Raw genomic sequence first — 15,870 nt, 5'->3', positions numbered from 1 at the left:
CTATCGGTCCTGTCGGTCGCTCCGTCCCGGCATGTCTGCTTGTTCGACGGGCGCTCAAATCAAAGGGAAACCTCCGAAATGAACGCACCCGTCCAGGCCAACACCAAGGCCCAACTGCTGCAAAATGTCGTCGAGCACGTGGACATCACGTCCTTCGACGCGCGTCCGATCATCGACAGCATGCGCAAGATGTCATTCAGCTCGCGCGACACCGCCCGCGCCGCCGACATTTTCTCCATGGCGATCGAGGACAAGGACTGCTCGCCCTGGCTGATTCTGGCCGGTTCGACCTCGGCCGGCGGCTGCATGCATGTGTACCGCGACATGGTGAAGTTCGGCATGGTGGACGCCGTCGTCGCCACTGGCGCCTCCATCGTGGACATGGATTTCTTCGAGGCCCTGGGCTTCAAACACTATCAAGCCGCCGGCGAAGTGGACGACAACGTCCTGCGTGAGAACTACATCGACCGGATCTACGACACCTATATCGACGAGGAAGAGCTCCAGGCCTGCGACCACACCATCCTGGAGATCGCCAACCGGCTGGAGCCGCGCGGCTATTCCTCGCGCGAGTTCATCTGGGAAATGGGCAAGTGGCTGAGCGAGGGCAACGCCAAGAAGCCCGGCTCGCTGATCCAGACCGCCTATGAAGAGGGCGTGCCGATCTTCTGCCCGGCCTTCGTCGACAGCTCGGCCGGCTTTGGTTTGGTCAAGCACCAGAAGGAGCGTGCGGCCGCTGGCCAGCCCTATCTGATGCTGGACGCCATCGCCGACTTCCGCGAACTGACCGACATCAAGATCGCCGCGGGCGTCACCGGCCTGTTCATGGTCGGCGGCGGCGTGCCCAAGAACTTCGCCCAGGACACCGTCGTCTGCGCCGAAATCCTCGGCGTCGAGGCCGAGATGCACCGCTATGCCGTCCAGATCACCGTCGCCGACGTCCGCGACGGCGCCTGCTCGTCCTCGACCCTGAAAGAGGCCGCCTCCTGGGGCAAGGTCCAGACCACCCACGAACAGATGGTCTTCGCCGAAGCCACCACCGTCGTCCCCCTGATCGGCTCCGACGCCTACCATCGCGGCGCCTGGAAGGCTCGCGACAAGCGCCGCTGGAACAAGCTGTTCGGGAAGTAAGATCTACTCGTCGGTTTCCTTCTCCCCTCGGGGGAGAAGGTGGCCGGCGGAGCCGGTCGGATGAGGGGGCTGTGTCCGCCCCACGGCATGTCGCCGTATGGCCTCGGTCACGACCGCTGGGTTTCTTGAAAACTCCGCGTTCCGAAACCGCAGCACCGTATAGCCCGCCGCCTCGATCCGAGCGTCCCGAACGGCGTCCCGTGCCTCGTGCAGATCATGCACGCCGCCATCCAGTTCGATCACCAGCTTGATCTCATGACAGGCGAAGTCCGAGATCGCTCCGGCGACCGGCGCCTGTCGTCGAAACTTCAGCCCGTCCAGTTGTCGGTTTTGCAGCATCGCCCACAGGATCGCTTCCGCGCTCGTCATGTCGGCGCGCAGACGTTTCGACTGTCGAGTTCTTGGCGGCGACTGCCACATTTGTATCGGGCAGCCCCCTCATCCGACCCGCTCCGCGGGCCACCTTCTCCCCCGAGGGGAGAAGGATCAAGGGGTGGCTAGGCCGCGCAGCCCTCGAACCCGGCCTTCAGCGCCGCCTCGTCAAGGTCGCGGCCGATGAAGACCGCGCGGCTCCAGCGGCGTTCGGCGACGCCCCATTCGCGCTGCAGGTCGCCCTCCAGGATCATGTGAACGGCCTGGAAGACCAGGCGGCGGTTTTCGCCCTGAACGTCGATGATGCCCTTGGCGCGTAGGATGTTTTGGCCCTGCTCGCCCAGCAGCTTGTCCAGCCAGGCGGTGAACTTGGCGCCGTCCAGCGGCCGGTCCAGCGAAAGGGAGATGCCCTTGATGTCGTCCTGGTGGGCGTGACCCCGGGCGCCATGAGAATGCGCGCTGTGTGAATGGTCGTGGTGGTGATGATCGTGTCCATGATCGTGGTGGTCGTGACCGCAGTCCTCGTCATGCACATGGCCGTCCGCGCCGTGCGGCGGGTTCACGAAGTCCGGCCGAACCTCCAGGATACGGTCCAGGTCGAAGGCGTGAAGGCCCAGCACCTGATCCAGCGGCACGTTGGACCGTTCGGCGCGCACGATGGGCGCCAACGGGTTCAGCGCCCGCAGACGGGCCTCGACCGCGTCCAGCTCTTCCGCCGTCGCCAGATCCACCTTGTTCAGGATGATCCGGTCGGCGAAGGCCACCTGTTCGCGGGCCTCCCTGGAGTCGTCCAGACGGGCCATCACGTGTTTGGCGTCCACCAGGGTGGTGACGCTGTCCAGCTGGGTCTTGGCCTTGACGTCCTCGTCCACGAAGAAGGTCTGGGCCACCGGGCCGGGGTCGGCGAGACCCGTGGTCTCGACGATGATGGCGTCGAAGGCCGGCTTGCCGGGACGCTGGCGCTTCATCAGGCCGGCGACCACGCGGATCAGGTCGCCGCGCACCGTGCAGCAGACGCAGCCGTTGTTCATCTCGAACACGTCCTCGTCCGCGCCGACCACCAGATCGTTGTCGATGCCGATCTCGCCGAACTCATTGACGATGACGGCGTAGCGCTTGCCGTGGTCCTCGGTCAGGATTCGGTTCAGCAGCGTCGTCTTGCCCGCGCCGAGATAGCCGGTCAGGACGGTGACGGGGATCTTGCCGCCAGAATTCTGGGGTGCGGCGGTCGAAGCGGGGGCGGCGAGGGTGTCGGTCATAGGCCGCTAGATGGCGGCTGCATCGCCTGATGAAAAGGGGGTCAGGCCTTCTTCACGAACTCGACGCGCAGGACCAGGCCGCGCACCTTGTCCACATTGGCCTCGATCTCGTCGGTGTCGCCGGTCAGACGGATGTTCTTGACCAGCGTCCCGCGCTTCAGCGTCACCCCGCCCGACCCCTTCACTTTCAGATCCTTGATTAGGGTCACGCTGTCGCCGTCGGCCAGGATGTTGCCGTTGGAATCTTTGGTCACGTCATCGGTCATGGTGAAGCTTCTAGCGACTGGTTCGGCGAATATCCACACTCAACCTATGGGAATTCACGTATCGTCTCCTCCCCGCTTTGCGGGGAGGAGACGGCTTAATCCGGCACGTTCGCGTCCAGTTCGTCGAGCCACACCCGGGCATTCCCGTCGGACGGCGCGCGCCAGTCGCCGCGTGGCGACAGCGACCCGCCCGTAACCACCTTTGGCCCGTTCGGCAGGGCCGAGCGTTTGAACTGCGACGTCTGGAAGAAGCGCACCAGGAACTTCCTCAGCCAGGCCTTGATCGTCGCCAGATCGTATTGGACCTTTTCGTCCTCGGGCGTGTTCGCCGGCCAGTCTCCCGCGCTCGCATCGCTCCAGGCCTGGTGCGCCAGAAAGGCGACCTTTGACGGCTTCAGCCCGAACCGGCTGATGTAGAACAGGAAGAAGTCGTTCAGCGCATAGGGGCCGACCGTCCCCTCGGTCGACTGGATCACGCCATCTTTCGCCGGCACCAGCTCGGGCGAGATCTCGGTGTCCAGAATGGCGTGCAGGGTCTCGCGCGCCTCGCCGCCGATCAGGTCGCCGGCCGCCACCCAGCGGATCAGGTGGCGGATCAGCGTCTTCGCCACCCCGCCGTTGACGTTGTAGTGGCTCATATGGTCGCCGACGCCGTATGTGGCCCAGCCCAGGGCCAGTTCCGACAGGTCGCCGGTCCCCAGGACGAACGCCTTGTTCTGGTTGGCCAGTCGGAACAGATAGTCGGTCCGCAAGCCTGCCTGCACATTCTCGAAGGTGATGTCGTGCACCGGCTGACCCTCGGCGTAGGGGTGGCCGATGTCCTTGAACATCTGTTCGGCGGTGGGGCGGATGTCGATCTCGGCGCCCGTGACGCCCAGCGCGTTCATCAGCGCCCAAGCGTTGGACTTGGTGCCGTCCGACGTCGCAAAGCCCGGCATGGTGAAGGCCCGGATGTTCGTGCGCGGCAACTCCAGCCGGTCGAAGGCGCGACAGGCGACCAGCAGCGCCTGCGTCGAATCCAGCCCGCCCGACACGCCGATCACCAGCGACTTCGCGCCCGTCGCCGTCATCCGGCGCATCAACCCCTGCACCTGGATGTTGAACGCCTCGTAGCAGTCCTGATCCAGCCGCCCGGCGTCGTCCGGCACGAACGGGAACCGGTCCAGCGGCCGGATCAGTTCGCTGGCTTCGTGGTCTTCCCGCGCCATGAAGGGCACGACCGTCACCGGCTCACCCTCGTTTCTCGCGCATTCGGCGAAGGTGCCGTTGCGCAGTCGGTCCAGCCCGATCCGGTCCACGTCCACGTCGGCGAGCGTCAGATGGCTATCCAGGGCGAACCGTTCGCCTTCGGCCAGTTTTGAGCCCAGCTCATGAATCGTCGCCTGGCCGTCCCAGGCCAGGTCGGTGGTGCTCTCTCCCCAGCCCGAGGCGGCGAAGACATAGGCCGACAGGGTGCGTGCCGAATGGCTGGCGCTCAGCATGGCCCGCTCGTCCGCCTTGCCGATGACGATGTTGGACGCCGACAGGTTCAGCAGGATCCGCGCGCCAGCCAGCGCCGCCCGCGTCGAGGGCGGCAGGGGCGCCCAATAGTCCTCGCAGATCTCGACCGCAAAGACGAAGCCCGGCCGGTTGACCGCCTCGAACAGCAGGCCCGGCGCGAAATCCACCGTCTCGCCGTTCAGCTGGATCACGTCCTCACTGCGCGCCGTCGCCGGCGCGAACCAGCGTTTCTCATAGTATTCCCGGTAGTTGGGCAGATAGGTCTTGGGCACGATGCCCAGCACCTCGCCGGCGCCCATCACCACTGCGCAGTTATACAGGGCGTCGCCGTTGCGGATCGGCGCGCCGACGACGGCGACCAGATCATGCTCGCCGGTCGCCTGGGCGATGACCGCGATCTGACGCTCCACCTCTTCCAGCAGGGCCGCCTGCATATGCAGGTCGTCGATGGCGTAGGCCGACAGCGACAGTTCGGGAAACACCATCAGGTCCACGCCCTGCTCGCCCGCCTGGCGGATCAGGGCGACGTGCTCCTCCGCATTGGCCTTGGGATCGCCGACATGGCTGACCGGCGTCGCCGTCGCCACACGCACGAAACCGTGCGTCTTGGGCGAGAAGAAGGAGGTGGCGTCTACCATAGGATCGTCCGCTGCATCCGGCGCGCGCCGGTCGTCGCCCTTCATATAGGCCGAAAAGGTGAAGGGCGAGAATCCGTCGTCCGACCGGATTGATCATGGAGACGTGATGGAGGTTCGATCAAACCCGCCATCACCGCCTTGCGTGTCAGATTTCAATATGTAGAGTGCGTCGCAAATAATGGGACTGGCGAAGAGGCCGGACCGCACCAGGAAATGCACCATGAGACACGCCCTCGCCGCCTCGGTTCTGACCCTCGTTCTGGCCGCCGGTCTCGCCGTCGGCGCGGCCCAGGCCGAGGTCATTCGCGCCAACACCCCGGCGGTGGGCCTGACCATTGACCGGATCGGCGCCCTGCCGGATGCGGAGCGCGGCGCCTGGGCCGACTATCTGGCGCGGTCCCAGGCCCAGCATCTGGCGGATCGCGCGGCCCTAGCCGCCGAACTGCCCGCAGGCGCGACCCTGCCCCCGCCGCCCTTGGCTATTCGCGGCAACAGTTCGCACATGCCGCTGGATCGCCCCGCCGCCTGGTATGGCACGGCCGAAGCTCGCGCCGTCGCCGACGCCATCGTCACCTTCCAGACCCCCGCCGGCGGCTGGAGCAAGAACCAGGACCGATCCATCGCCCGCTTGCCGGGCCAGCGGTTCTCCAACGACGCCGAGACGATGGAGCAGAACCCGGCCAACTTCGACGCCCCCGCAGACCGGTTCTGGACCTTCGTCGGCACCTTGGACAACAACGCCACCTGGACCGAGATGCGCTATCTGGCCAAGGTCGCGGCCCAGACGCCGGGCCGTCAGGGCGACGCCTGGCGCGCCAGCGTGATCAAGGGCGTCCACTATCTGCTGAACGCTCAGTATCCGAACGGCGGCTGGCCCCAGATCTGGCCGCTGGAAGGCGGCTTCCACGATTCCATCACCTTCAACGACAATGCGGTGGCCGAGGCGGCCATGGTTCTGCGCGACGTGTCCAAGGGCGCGGAAGGCTTCGACTTCGTCCCCGCCGAACTGAAGGCTCGCGCCGGCGAAGCGACGAAGAAGGCCATCGACGTCACCCTGGCCGCCCAGGTGAAACAGGGCGACCGCCTGCTGGGTTGGCCGCAACAGGTCGAGCCGATGCGCCTGGTCCCGACCAGCGCCCGCAACTACGAACCCCGCTCCATCGCCAGCGGCGAAACCACCGACATCCTGATTTTCCTGATGGGCGAACCCGATCCCTCGCCTGAAGTCCAGGCCGCCATCCGGGGCGGCGTCGCCTGGCTGGAGGCGAACCGCACCTATGACAAGTCGTTCGAAATGACCGACGATGGCCGCAAGCTGATCGACAAGCCCGGCGCCGGTCCGATCTGGTCGCGCAACTACGACCTGGTCACCGGCCGCCCGATTTTCGGCGACAAGGACCAAACCATCCACGACGACGTCAACGGCATCTCCGTCGGCCGCCGCAACGGCTACTCCTGGTGGCTGGCTCAGCCGCAGACGGCGCTGGATGCCTATGCGGCCTGGTCGGCCGCGCGCTGACTTCGTCTCCTCCCCACATCGTGGGGAGGGGGACCACGAAGTGGTGGAGGGGCTCTTGAAGTCCCACAGACGCCTGTGAGGCGGTGCAGAACCCCTCCGTCACGGCGCTGAAGAAGCGCCGCGCCACCTCCCCACGAAGTGGGGAGGAGACTTGGGACCAGCCGTCACCCCGCCCGCTTCTCGTCCGGCCTCAGGGTCAGCACCCGCACACCGTCCTTCGTCACCGCCACCGTATGTTCGAACTGGGCCGACAGTTTTCCGTCGTCGGTGACCACGGTCCAGCCGTCGTCCTCGGTGCGGACCGTGCGGACGCCCTGGTTCAGCATCGGTTCGATGGTGAAGGTCATGCCTTCGCGCAGGGTCGCGCCGGTTCCCGCCTTGCCGAAATGCAGCACCTGCGGGTCTTCGTGCATCTCGCGCCCGATGCCGTGGCCGCAGTAGTCGCGCACGACGGAATAGCCGGCCTTGCGGGCGTGTTTCTCGATGGCGAAACCGATGTCGCCCAGCTTGGCGCCCGGCCGCACGGCCTGGATGCCCTTCCACATCGCCTCATAGGTCGTGCGGACCAGGCGGCGCGCCTGCGGTCCCACCGATCCGATCAGATAGGTCTTGGAGGAATCGGCGATGAAGCCGTCTTTCTCCAGGGTGATGTCCAGATTGACGATGTCGCCGTCCGTCAGCACCTCGTCCGCCGACGGCACGCCGTGGCAGACGACCTGGTTCCTCGAACTGTTCAGCACGAAGCCATAGCCGTATTGGCCCTTGCTGGCCGGCCGGGCCTTCAACTCGTCGACGATGAAGGCCTCGGCCCGGTCGTTGATCTCCAGCGTGCTCAGCCCCTCCAGCGTCATTGCGTCCAGATGGGTGAAGACCGAGGCCAGCAGTCGCCCCGCCTTGGCCATCAGTTCGATCTCGGCCGGCGTCTTGATCACGCCGCGGCGTTCGTCGGCATTGGAGCGTCTTGGGCAGGCCCATCAACGCCCGCCGCCCTCAGCTCGCGCGCCACCAGTTCCTGAAACGTCACGCCCGGATGGGTCTCGCACAACATGCCGATCCTGATCCAGAACGCCGCCTGGGCGTTGATGGAGCGATAGGACGCCTTGGCGGCCCGACGCAGCTGCTCGTGCAGTTCGTCCTCGATGTTGACGATGCCCATGAATGGTTCTCGACTATATGAAACGTATGTGATGCGTATAATCTGTCGGCGATCCTATGCAAGCGCCTCTTTTTGCGAATGCGGATGACGTTCGCCTTCGCCCCCGCTAAAGCCATCCCATGACCGACACGCCGAAAAAGGGCTGGTTCCAGCGCCTGTCCGCTGGGCTCTCGCGCTCCTCCAAACAGATGACCGATCAGGTCGTCGCCACCTTCGTCAAGGAGCCCCTGTCCGAGGCCTCGCTGGAGCAGCTGGAAGAGCATCTGCTGGAAAGCGATCTCGGCCCCGCCGCCTCCGCCCGGATCGTCGAACGCTTCCGCGGGCTGAAGTTCGGCAAGGACGCCCAAGAGCGCGAGGTCAAGGAGGCGCTGGCCGAGGCGGTCGCCGCCGAACTGTCGCCGCGCCAGGCGACCTTCGATCCTTTGTCCGGCCCCAAACCCTATGTCGTCCTGTTCGTCGGGGTGAACGGCTCGGGCAAGACCACGACCCTGGGCAAGATCGCCGCCGACCTGACGGGCAAGGGCGCCAAGGTGATGATCGTCGCCGGCGACACCTTCCGCGCCGCCGCCCGCGAACAGCTCAAGGTCTGGTCCGAACGCGCCGGCGCCCATTTCGAAAGCCGTCGCGACGGCGCCGACGCCGCCGGCCTGGCCTTCGACGCCTATACCAAGGCCAAGGATGAGGGCTTCGACGTCGTCCTGATCGACACCGCCGGCCGGCTTCAGAACAAGTCCGCCCTGATGGACGAACTGCTCAAGATCGTGCGGGTGCTGAAGAAGATCGATCCGGACGCCCCACACGACACGCTTCTGGTGCTGGACGCCACGGTTGGACGCAACGCCCTGGCCCAGGAACAGATCTTCGGTCGCACCGCCTTCGTCACCGGCATCGTCATGACCAAGCTGGATGGCACGGCGCGCGGCGGTGTGCTGGTGCCGGTGGCCCAGGCGTCCGACGCCCCCCTGATGTTGATCGGCGTGGGCGAGAGCGTCGAGGACCTGCAACCGTTCGACGCGCGCGCCTTCTCCCGCTCGCTGGTGGGATTGGAAGACTGACATGACCGAGACGCCGCGCAAAGCCTCCAACATCCGCCAGGCCGTCGACTTCGGCGCCTTGCTGGCGTTCATGGTCGCCTATGCTGTCAACCGCTTCGCACGCGGCCTGGACGGGCAGGAGGCCCTGGTCCAGGCGACCTGGGTGCTGGTCGGGGCCTCGGCCATCGCGCTGATCGTCGGCTATGCGGTGGAACGGCGCCTGGCGCCCCTGCCCCTGCTGACGGGCGGCTTCGCCCTGATCTTCGGCGTGCTGACCATCGTGTTCCACGACCCGAACCTGTTGAAGATCAAGCTGTCGATTCAGAACGGTCTTCTGGCGGTCGTGCTGCTGGGTTCGTTGCCGATGGGTCGATACCCGTTCAAATATCTGCTGGGCGACGCGATCAAGATCACCGACCTGGGCTGGCGTGGCCTGACCCTGCGCTACGGCCTCTATTTCGCGGCCGTCTGCATCGTCAACGAGATCGTCTGGCGCACTCAGTCGGACGACACATGGGTCGCCTTCCGCGGCGGCCTGTGGATCGCCTCGGCCGTTTTCGGCGTCTGGCAGGTCTTCTTCATCATGAAACACATGATCAAGGACGAGGAGCCTGCGCCCGTCTCGCCCGATACGGGGCTTTAGTTCTGGCGAACTGTCACGGAACCGACGCGCTTTTCCCGTCAAATCGTAAAGCATAGCTGATACGTGTTCGGACGAAACTTAAGGGGAGCGGTGCGATGGTGAAGGCTGGAAAAGCGATACGGAAGGTCGGGCCTTTGGCGACCTCCCCCAGCCACCTGATGCACCGCGCGCTGCAACTGTCGCTCGACATCTATGCCGAGGAGACCGGCGCCGACGGCCTGACCCAGCGCCAGTTCGCGGTGCTGGAGGCGGTGTCGATCAAGGCCGGCCTGACCCAGACCGAACTGGTGCGCATGACCGGCATCGACCGCTCGACCCTGGCCGACCTTGTCACCCGCATGACGGCCAAGGGCCTGCTGGAGCGGGAACGTTCCACCCTGGACGCCCGCGCCAAGGCCGTTCGTCTGTCCACGGAAGGGGCCGCCCGGCTGGAGGCCGCCCGTCCGCTGGTCGAGGCCGCCGACAAGCGGATCATGGCCCTGCTGCCCAAGGGCCAGCGCGAAACCTTCCTGGCTCAATTAGCCGAGCTGGCCGCCGCCGCCGACGCCGCCCCCGACGCCGCCAAGGCCGAGGCCAAGGCCGCCAAGAAGGCGCTGAAGGGGGTCGAAAAAGAAGCCAAGAAGGCCGAAAAAGCCGCCAAGAAGGCCGACCGCCCGGCCAAGCCCGCCAAGGTCAAGAAGCCCAAGCTCAAGGTCGTCGAAACGGCGTGAGATTGGCCGCTTCATCCAGCCCTTCGCCGCGGCGAGGATTTTGAAGGTCCGGTTGTCGGCGCGATCTTGAAGATGGTTCACGTCCCATTGCGGACTTTGCCCGATTGGGCGACGGTCGAGCCATGGCTTATGCCGAACACGACGGACACCGTATCTTCTATACGGTTCAAGGCAGTGGACCGGTCGTGGTTCTGCTGCATGGTCACCTGCTGAGTTCAGCTTGCTGGCGAGACGGCGGGTTCGCTCAAACTCTGGCAGACGGCTACACCGTCGTTCTGATCGACGCCTTGGGTCACGGCCAAAGTGATAAACCGAGCGCTTCCGACGCGTACCAACTTACGTGTCGTGCCGGTGAAGTCGTTGCCGTTCTCGACGCAGTCGGAGCCGAAACCTTACATCTCGTAGGTCATTCTATGGGGGGATGGACCGCCGTCGGATTGGCGCGAGCCATACCTGACCGCCTGCTCTCCGTGACCCTGGGCGGATGGAATCCCGTACAGGGCATCGCGGCGGGGCTTCCCGCCGAGGTAAAAGGGCCAATCCCGTTTGCAAGGGTGCTCAGCATGGCCCGGGCGACCGCCCCTGAACTCGTCGCGTGGGTGACAGCCGAGAACGAGCCTGGATTGCGCGCCTCATGGGAGGCGATGGGTGACCTCGACGGCGCGGCAGAGGTGCTGCTCGAATGTGCGTGCCCGGTGCTGCTCTGGAGTGGGCGTGACGACCCGAGAGGAATGTCTATGCAGACGCTGGCCGCCCAGTACAGGTGGAAGATGCTTTGGACAGAAGGCGATCACCTGACTGCCGTGATCGGGCATGGCAGGGAGAACGCGCCTTTAATCCGGCAAGCCCTCGAGAAGAATTGAAAACCGCCTGCCGCCGACCTCCGCTTTCCACCCTTTTCGGACCATAGGCATGTCCGCTTGCGGCGCCTGCGCTTCGTTTTGCCTGTAGGCGCTAGCTCTTCTTGCGCAGCCGTTTCGCATTGGCCGTCGCCGTCTTGTGGATCGGGGCCAGGGCCTCGGCCTGGGCCTTCATCAGTTCGCCGTTCAGGGTCATGGCCTGGGCCGCCGCCCGGCTCCACCAGCCCATCGCATAGTTGAACTGAGCCTCGGCCGCCTTGGCCGGCGTGCGCGCCTGGGTGACCGCGGCCGCCGCCCGCAGCGCATGCGCGCCCTCGTCCATCGCCGCCCGTCCCAGCCGCTGGCCTATGGCCCCGGCGCTGGCGGACACGGCGCCGGCCGACGCGGACAGGGCCTCGGCCTTCTCCGAGCTCATCAGCGACAGCTCCTTCAGGTCCTGCCCCTTGGCGCTGGTCAGGCCTTGGGCCATCAGGCCGGTGCGGGCCGCGATCACCTCGGCCGATGCGGCCAAAAGTTCGGCGCCGACGATGGCCGCATTGGCGGCTGTGGGGGTCTTGCGGGTCAGTGAGGACCTCCGGCTTCAGTCTCTGCGGCGAAGGCCGCGATGTCGCTCAACAGGGCGGGGATCGCCGCGTCGATGATCTGCTGGCCCTTTTCGGGACTGGCCTGGGCCGGGTCCGAGCCGATACGGCCGTCGGGGAAGCGGGCGCGATAGTCCAGGGCGTCGCGGATCGGGCCGTTCGGCGCGATCTGCGGGCTGTAGTCGGCGGTCTTGATCCGCTCGGGGTAGGCGGCCTGCGTCACCGCGATCTCGGACGGTGTGGCGTGCATTCCATGGCCGGTAGGGAACAGGCGGTTGCACAGGCCATGCACGCCGGGCAGATCCCACCAGTTCTTGAGCTTCAGAATAAACGGCGGTTGATCCTCGACGAAGCTCCACTCGGAATAGATCTCCGAGATGGTCGCCTCGATAGTGGCGACATTGCCGCCGTGGCCGTTCAGGAAATAAATCCGCTCGAACCCGTGCCGGCTCAGCGATGACACCCAGTCCGTGATCGCGGCCATGAAGGTCGAGGGGCGCAAGCTGATGGTGCCGGCGAAGGCCAGATGATGCTGGGCCATGCCGATGTTGAAGGTCGGCGCCACGATCAGACCGCCGTCGGTCTTCTCGGCCGCATGGGCGATGATCTCGGGGCACAGCCAGTCGGTGCCCAGAAGGCCCGTCGGTCCGTGCTGCTCGTTGGAGCCGATGGGCACGACGACCGTCTTCGACAGCGGACCGCCGTCGTTCAGCCGGGCGTCGATTTCGGGCCAGGACGACAGATGGATCAGCATGGCGACACTCTCAGGCTACAAAACACCAGCGCTTCTAACGCGGCAGGGTCAAGAAGTCTTCGCCATGGACGGACGCGGAGCATGGGCGACCACGAAGATCCTCGCCGCCTCCCTGGCCCGCGCCGCGCGCTTCTCTGGCGCCAGTTGCGGCACGTCCAGCATGGCGCGCAAATGGCCGTGGCCCAGCACCAGACCGGAGAACATCTCGGCCGCCTCCTCGGGATCGGCGACATCCAGCCGCCCCAGCCGCGTCTGTTCCGCCAGCCACAGCGACACCTCACGCAAACTGCGACGCGGGCCGGCCTCATAGATGGCATGGGCGATCTCGGGCGCTTCGACGGACACCAGGGCCACGCCGCGCATCGAGCCGACCTTGTCGGCGCTACACACTCGGTCCAGCAAGGTCAGGGCCAGGGTCTCCAGCACGGTCTGCGGATCGCCGGTCCCGCGCAGGGGCGCGATGATGTCCTCCACCCGCTTCGACGCCAGGGCCTGGGCGATCTCCAGCTTGGAGGCGAAGCGGTTGTAGACCGTCTGTTTGGAGACGCCGGCCAGTTTGGCGATCTCGTCCATCTTGGCCTGCAACCCCTTGTCGGCGAACAGGGTCGCGGCGGCGTCCAGGATCGCCTCGCTCTTCTTTTCATCGACCTGACCGCGACGGCGCGCCATCAGTGGACGTCCGAGGGCGGCGCGCCCGCCTGGGCCTTCACCGGCTGGGCCGCCAGCGTGACGAAGGCGGCGCCCGCGCAGAGGATGCCCAGCAAGGCGAAGGCGTCGCCGAACGCCATCGTCGTCGCCTGACGTTGCAGGATGCCGTAGATGGCCTTCATCGCCGAGGCCGCCGGGTCGATGGAGCCGGCGAACCTCTGAGCCATGCCCGCCATCATCTGCCGCATCGCCTGGTCGCCTTCACTGATCGCGCTGGTCAGTTCGGCCATGTGCAGGGCGGTGTTGGTGGTCAGGCTGGTATTCAGGATCGCCAGGCCGAAGGCGCCGCCGACGTTGCGCGCCAGATTGACCAGGCCCGAGGCGTTCTTGACCATGTGCGGCGGCAGTGTCGCCATCGTCACCTGTTGCGAGGCGATCATGGCCAGCATCACGCCCACGCCCCGGAACGCCTGGATCGATGCGAAATTCCAGAAGCCCCAATTCTCCGTCACGATCCGCGCCTCCCACATACCCCAGGCGCACAGCATGAAGCCGCCGAACATCAGGATGCGCGCGTCCATCTTGCGCACCAGTCGCCCGGCGAACGGGGCTGTGGCGAACATGGCCAGGCCCGAGACGACCATGGTGGTGCCGACCTCGGACGAGGAATAGTGCAGCACACGGCCCAGGAACAACGGCAACAGGAAGGTGCCGCCGAACAGGGCGAAACCGACGATGAAGGTCATGATGAAACCGACCAGGAAGTTGCGGTTGCCGAACGCGCGCAACTCCACGATCGGCTGGCGATAGGTCAGCGACCGCCAGATGAAGACCGGCCCGGCCACCGCCGCGACCACCGCCAGCAGCAGGATATGGGTGTCGTCGAACCAGTCGTTCTTGGCCCCTTCCTCAAGCACGAACTGCATCGACATCAGGAAGGCGGCCATGAAGCCCAGGCCCCACCAGTCGAAGCCCTTGGCCAGGGACGGATCGCCCTTGTCGAAGTTGCCATACCGACCGACCAGGAACAGCACCAGCAGCCCTGGGCCCACATTGATGAAGAACAGCCAGCGCCAGCTCAACCACTCGGTCAGGTGTCCGCCCAGGGTCGGGCCGACCGTCGGCGCCAGGGTGACGATCAGGCCCATGACCACGCTGGCCGTGACCCGCTTGTCCGGCGGGAAGGCGGTGAAGGCGACGGCGAAGACGGTCGGGATCATGGCCCCGCCGACGAAGCCCTGGATGGCCCGGAACAGGATCATCATGTCGATGGATGACGACAGTCCGGTGGCGATGCTCATCAGCACGAAGCCGGCGCACGAGGCCAGGAACAGCCGCTGCGTCCCCCATAGCCGCGACAGGAAGCCCGACAGCGGGATCATCACCACCTCGGGGATCAGATAGGCGGTCTGGATCCAGCTGATCTCGTCAGCCGAGGCGCCGACCCCGGCCTGGATCTGGGGCAGGGAGGCGGCGACGATCTGGATGTCCAGAATGGCCATGAACTGGCCCACCACCATCCCGGCGAAGCCGAGCAGCAGCATGGTCCAGTTGATCTCGGGATGGCCGGCGACGGGGCCCTTGGGCGCGGCAGGGGCCCCGCCGTCAGTGGCGGGGTTGGCGGCGGTCACTGGCCTGCGGCTCCCGTCGTCGCGGCCCCGATCGCGGCCTCGCCGAAGCTTTGACCGCCCTGGCTCTTCAGGTCGATCTTGACGTCCACCGACAGGCCGGGACGCAGGGCCAGGCTGCGGTCGGCGCCGCTGACCACGATCCGCACGGGCACGCGCTGGGTGATCTTGGTGAAGTTGCCGGTGGCGTTCTCGACCGGGATCAGGGCGAACTCGGATCCGGTGGCAGGGGCGAAGCTGTCGACCCGGCCCTCGATCTTGCGGCCGGGGAAGGCGTCGGCCGAAATCTCGACGGTCTGGCCCAGGCGCACCTTGTCCAGCTGCGTCTCCTTGAAGTTGGCGACGATATAGGTCTGGGTCAGCGGCACGATCGACAGCAGCTGGGTCCCCGCATTGACGTACTGTCCGGCGCGGACGCTGCGGGCGCCGACGACGCCGGCGGCGGGGGCGCGGATGACGGTGCGCTCCAGCGCGATTCGGGCCTGATCGACCACGGCGCGGGCCTGTTCGACGGCGGCGACGCTCTGCTGTCGGGTCGAGCCCAGCACGCCTGCGGTGCGTTGTTCGGCGACCAGGGCGGCCTGGGCCTGCTGAACGCTGGCGGAGGCGGTGGCGGCCGAGGCGCGTTCGGTCTGGATGCGCTGCTGCGAGACCCAGCCCTGTTCGGCCAGCTTGCCGTAACGATCGACCTCGGCGCGGGCCAGACCGGCCTGGGCGTTCGCCTGGGTCACGGCGGCGGCGCGGGCGGCGATGGTCGCCTGTTCCTGCTCGGCCTGGGCGTCGACATGGCCGACGGAGGCGATGGCGGCCGCCAGATTGGCCTCGGCCTGGGCCAGTTCGGCCTTCTGGTCGGAATCGTCTAGCTTGACCAGGATCTGTCCCGCCTCGACCCGCTGGTTGTCGCCGACCAGAACCTCGGTCACGCGTCCGGACAGTTGCGGGCTGACCAGGGTGGTGTCGGCCTGGACGAAGGCGTTGTCGGTGGTCTCCCAGCGCTGGCCGTTCACCCACCAGATCACGCCGCCCACGATCAGGGCGAGGCCGACGATGACCGCCGCGATCAGCGGCAGGCGTTTCTTGAGTTCAGGCGACATGGGACATCCGGGGAGGGTGCGACGTTTTGAAGCGGCGCTAAAATGGACCCCGCCGTCCAAAAATCAATGACCCATCG

Annotated in this window: 17 protein-coding genes; 6 read left to right on the top strand and 11 right to left on the bottom strand. The window is 66.2% G+C overall.

The features are described from left to right. Positions 1-78: 78 nt before the first annotated feature. Positions 79-1,131 (top strand): deoxyhypusine synthase, encoded by a 1,053-nt coding sequence (locus CHRYSEO8AT_RS04675; RefSeq protein ID WP_159846940.1) that lies wholly within the window; start codon positions 79-81, stop codon positions 1,129-1,131. Between the two features lie 3 nt (positions 1,132-1,134). On the opposite strand, the gene CHRYSEO8AT_RS04670 is transcribed toward CHRYSEO8AT_RS04675, so the two are convergent. From CHRYSEO8AT_RS04670 to CHRYSEO8AT_RS04655, 4 genes are all read right to left on the bottom strand, one after another. After that, positions 1,135-1,551 (bottom strand): endonuclease domain-containing protein, encoded by a 417-nt coding sequence (locus CHRYSEO8AT_RS04670; protein WP_159846937.1) that lies wholly within the window; start codon positions 1,549-1,551, stop codon positions 1,135-1,137. A 77-nt stretch (positions 1,552-1,628) separates the two neighbouring features. After that, positions 1,629-2,762: a GTP-binding protein gene (locus tag CHRYSEO8AT_RS04665; protein ID WP_159846934.1), complete on the bottom strand. Its 1,134-nt coding sequence runs from the start codon at positions 2,760-2,762 to the stop codon at positions 1,629-1,631. Between the two features lie 41 nt (positions 2,763-2,803). Beyond that, entirely contained in the window at positions 2,804-3,028 is a 225-nt protein-coding gene (locus CHRYSEO8AT_RS04660) for an alkylphosphonate utilization protein (RefSeq protein ID WP_159846931.1), read from the bottom strand. A gap of 95 nt (positions 3,029-3,123) precedes the next feature. Further along, positions 3,124-5,166 carry an NAD(+) synthase gene (locus CHRYSEO8AT_RS04655; RefSeq protein ID WP_159846927.1) on the bottom strand — a complete coding sequence of 681 codons (2,043 nt, stop codon included), beginning with the start codon at positions 5,164-5,166 and terminating at the stop codon, positions 3,124-3,126. Between the two features lie 220 nt (positions 5,167-5,386). Here CHRYSEO8AT_RS04655 and pelA point away from each other — a divergent pair, with 220 nt between their 5' ends. After that, entirely contained in the window at positions 5,387-6,685 is a 1,299-nt protein-coding gene (gene pelA, locus CHRYSEO8AT_RS04650; protein WP_159846924.1) for a pectate lyase, read from the top strand. A 164-nt stretch (positions 6,686-6,849) separates the two neighbouring features. On the opposite strand, the gene map is transcribed toward pelA, so the two are convergent. Beyond that, positions 6,850-7,617, bottom strand: a complete 768-nt coding sequence (gene map / locus CHRYSEO8AT_RS04645; protein ID WP_159846921.1) for a type I methionyl aminopeptidase — start codon at positions 7,615-7,617, stop codon at positions 6,850-6,852. Continuing rightward, positions 7,614-7,841: a ParD-like family protein gene (locus CHRYSEO8AT_RS04640; RefSeq protein WP_159846917.1), complete on the bottom strand. Its 228-nt coding sequence runs from the start codon at positions 7,839-7,841 to the stop codon at positions 7,614-7,616. The genes map and CHRYSEO8AT_RS04640 overlap by 4 nt, the downstream gene beginning before the upstream one ends. A gap of 119 nt (positions 7,842-7,960) precedes the next feature. On the opposite strand from CHRYSEO8AT_RS04640, the gene ftsY reads away from it, so the two are divergent. From ftsY to CHRYSEO8AT_RS04620, 4 genes are all read left to right on the top strand, one after another. Then, positions 7,961-8,896, top strand: a complete 936-nt coding sequence (ftsY, locus tag CHRYSEO8AT_RS04635) for a signal recognition particle-docking protein FtsY (RefSeq protein ID WP_159846914.1) — start codon at positions 7,961-7,963, stop codon at positions 8,894-8,896. A gap of 1 nt (position 8,897) precedes the next feature. Then, positions 8,898-9,518, top strand: coding sequence for an inner membrane-spanning protein YciB (locus CHRYSEO8AT_RS04630; protein WP_159846912.1), 621 nt, complete (start codon positions 8,898-8,900; stop codon positions 9,516-9,518). 95 nt (positions 9,519-9,613) lie between these two features. After that, positions 9,614-10,228 (top strand): MarR family winged helix-turn-helix transcriptional regulator, encoded by a 615-nt coding sequence (locus tag CHRYSEO8AT_RS04625; protein ID WP_159846909.1) that lies wholly within the window; start codon positions 9,614-9,616, stop codon positions 10,226-10,228. Positions 10,229-10,350: 122 nt separating this feature from the next. Beyond that, positions 10,351-11,091, top strand: coding sequence for an alpha/beta fold hydrolase (locus CHRYSEO8AT_RS04620; RefSeq protein ID WP_159846906.1), 741 nt, complete (start codon positions 10,351-10,353; stop codon positions 11,089-11,091). A gap of 91 nt (positions 11,092-11,182) precedes the next feature. Here CHRYSEO8AT_RS04620 and CHRYSEO8AT_RS04615 read toward each other — a convergent pair whose 3' ends face one another. The 5 genes from CHRYSEO8AT_RS04615 to CHRYSEO8AT_RS04595 are packed head-to-tail and all read right to left on the bottom strand — an operon-like array spanning position 11,183 to position 15,793. Then, positions 11,183-11,599 (bottom strand): phasin family protein, encoded by a 417-nt coding sequence (locus CHRYSEO8AT_RS04615; RefSeq protein WP_236547422.1) that lies wholly within the window; start codon positions 11,597-11,599, stop codon positions 11,183-11,185. A 50-nt stretch (positions 11,600-11,649) separates the two neighbouring features. Further along, positions 11,650-12,423 carry a creatininase family protein gene (locus CHRYSEO8AT_RS04610; RefSeq protein ID WP_159846903.1) on the bottom strand — a complete coding sequence of 258 codons (774 nt, stop codon included), beginning with the start codon at positions 12,421-12,423 and terminating at the stop codon, positions 11,650-11,652. A gap of 48 nt (positions 12,424-12,471) precedes the next feature. After that, complete coding sequence (locus tag CHRYSEO8AT_RS04605) at positions 12,472-13,092, bottom strand: TetR/AcrR family transcriptional regulator (protein WP_159846900.1); 621 nt, start codon at positions 13,090-13,092, stop codon at positions 12,472-12,474. Continuing rightward, positions 13,092-14,702 carry a DHA2 family efflux MFS transporter permease subunit gene (locus CHRYSEO8AT_RS04600; protein ID WP_159846897.1) on the bottom strand — a complete coding sequence of 537 codons (1,611 nt, stop codon included), beginning with the start codon at positions 14,700-14,702 and terminating at the stop codon, positions 13,092-13,094. The genes CHRYSEO8AT_RS04605 and CHRYSEO8AT_RS04600 overlap by 1 nt, the downstream gene beginning before the upstream one ends. Then, a complete protein-coding gene (locus tag CHRYSEO8AT_RS04595; protein ID WP_159846895.1) occupies positions 14,699-15,793 on the bottom strand; it encodes an HlyD family secretion protein in 1,095 nt (364 codons plus the stop codon). The genes CHRYSEO8AT_RS04600 and CHRYSEO8AT_RS04595 overlap by 4 nt, the downstream gene beginning before the upstream one ends. Between the last annotated feature and the right edge of the window lie 77 nt (positions 15,794-15,870).

Source organism: Brevundimonas sp. G8 (assembly GCF_902506205.1).
Lineage (GTDB): Bacteria > Pseudomonadota > Alphaproteobacteria > Caulobacterales > Caulobacteraceae > Brevundimonas.
Note: the sequence above shows the minus strand (reverse complement) of the source record. Positions and strands in the feature narration are given on the sequence as shown.

Bases quoted from the DNA above. Each gene is read 5' to 3' on its own strand.
- CHRYSEO8AT_RS04660 (WP_159846931.1), bottom strand. From the start codon at position 3,028: ATGACCGATGACGTGACCAAAGATTCCAACGGCAACATCCTGGCCGAC.
- CHRYSEO8AT_RS04665 (WP_159846934.1), bottom strand. From the start codon at position 2,762: ATGACCGACACCCTCGCCGCCCCCGCTTCGACCGCCGCACCCCAGAAT.
- CHRYSEO8AT_RS04605 (WP_159846900.1), bottom strand. From the start codon at position 13,092: ATGGCGCGCCGTCGCGGTCAGGTCGATGAAAAGAAGAGCGAGGCGATC.
- CHRYSEO8AT_RS04620 (WP_159846906.1), top strand. From the start codon at position 10,351: ATGGCTTATGCCGAACACGACGGACACCGTATCTTCTATACGGTTCAA.
- CHRYSEO8AT_RS04675 (WP_159846940.1), top strand. From the start codon at position 79: ATGAACGCACCCGTCCAGGCCAACACCAAGGCCCAACTGCTGCAAAAT.
- CHRYSEO8AT_RS04670 (WP_159846937.1), bottom strand. From the start codon at position 1,551: ATGTGGCAGTCGCCGCCAAGAACTCGACAGTCGAAACGTCTGCGCGCC.
- CHRYSEO8AT_RS04640 (WP_159846917.1), bottom strand. From the start codon at position 7,841: ATGGGCATCGTCAACATCGAGGACGAACTGCACGAGCAGCTGCGTCGG.
- pelA (WP_159846924.1), top strand. From the start codon at position 5,387: ATGAGACACGCCCTCGCCGCCTCGGTTCTGACCCTCGTTCTGGCCGCC.
- CHRYSEO8AT_RS04610 (WP_159846903.1), bottom strand. From the start codon at position 12,423: ATGCTGATCCATCTGTCGTCCTGGCCCGAAATCGACGCCCGGCTGAAC.
- CHRYSEO8AT_RS04630 (WP_159846912.1), top strand. From the start codon at position 8,898: ATGACCGAGACGCCGCGCAAAGCCTCCAACATCCGCCAGGCCGTCGAC.
- CHRYSEO8AT_RS04595 (WP_159846895.1), bottom strand. From the start codon at position 15,793: ATGTCGCCTGAACTCAAGAAACGCCTGCCGCTGATCGCGGCGGTCATC.
- ftsY (WP_159846914.1), top strand. From the start codon at position 7,961: ATGACCGACACGCCGAAAAAGGGCTGGTTCCAGCGCCTGTCCGCTGGG.
- CHRYSEO8AT_RS04625 (WP_159846909.1), top strand. From the start codon at position 9,614: ATGGTGAAGGCTGGAAAAGCGATACGGAAGGTCGGGCCTTTGGCGACC.
- CHRYSEO8AT_RS04655 (WP_159846927.1), bottom strand. From the start codon at position 5,166: ATGGTAGACGCCACCTCCTTCTTCTCGCCCAAGACGCACGGTTTCGTG.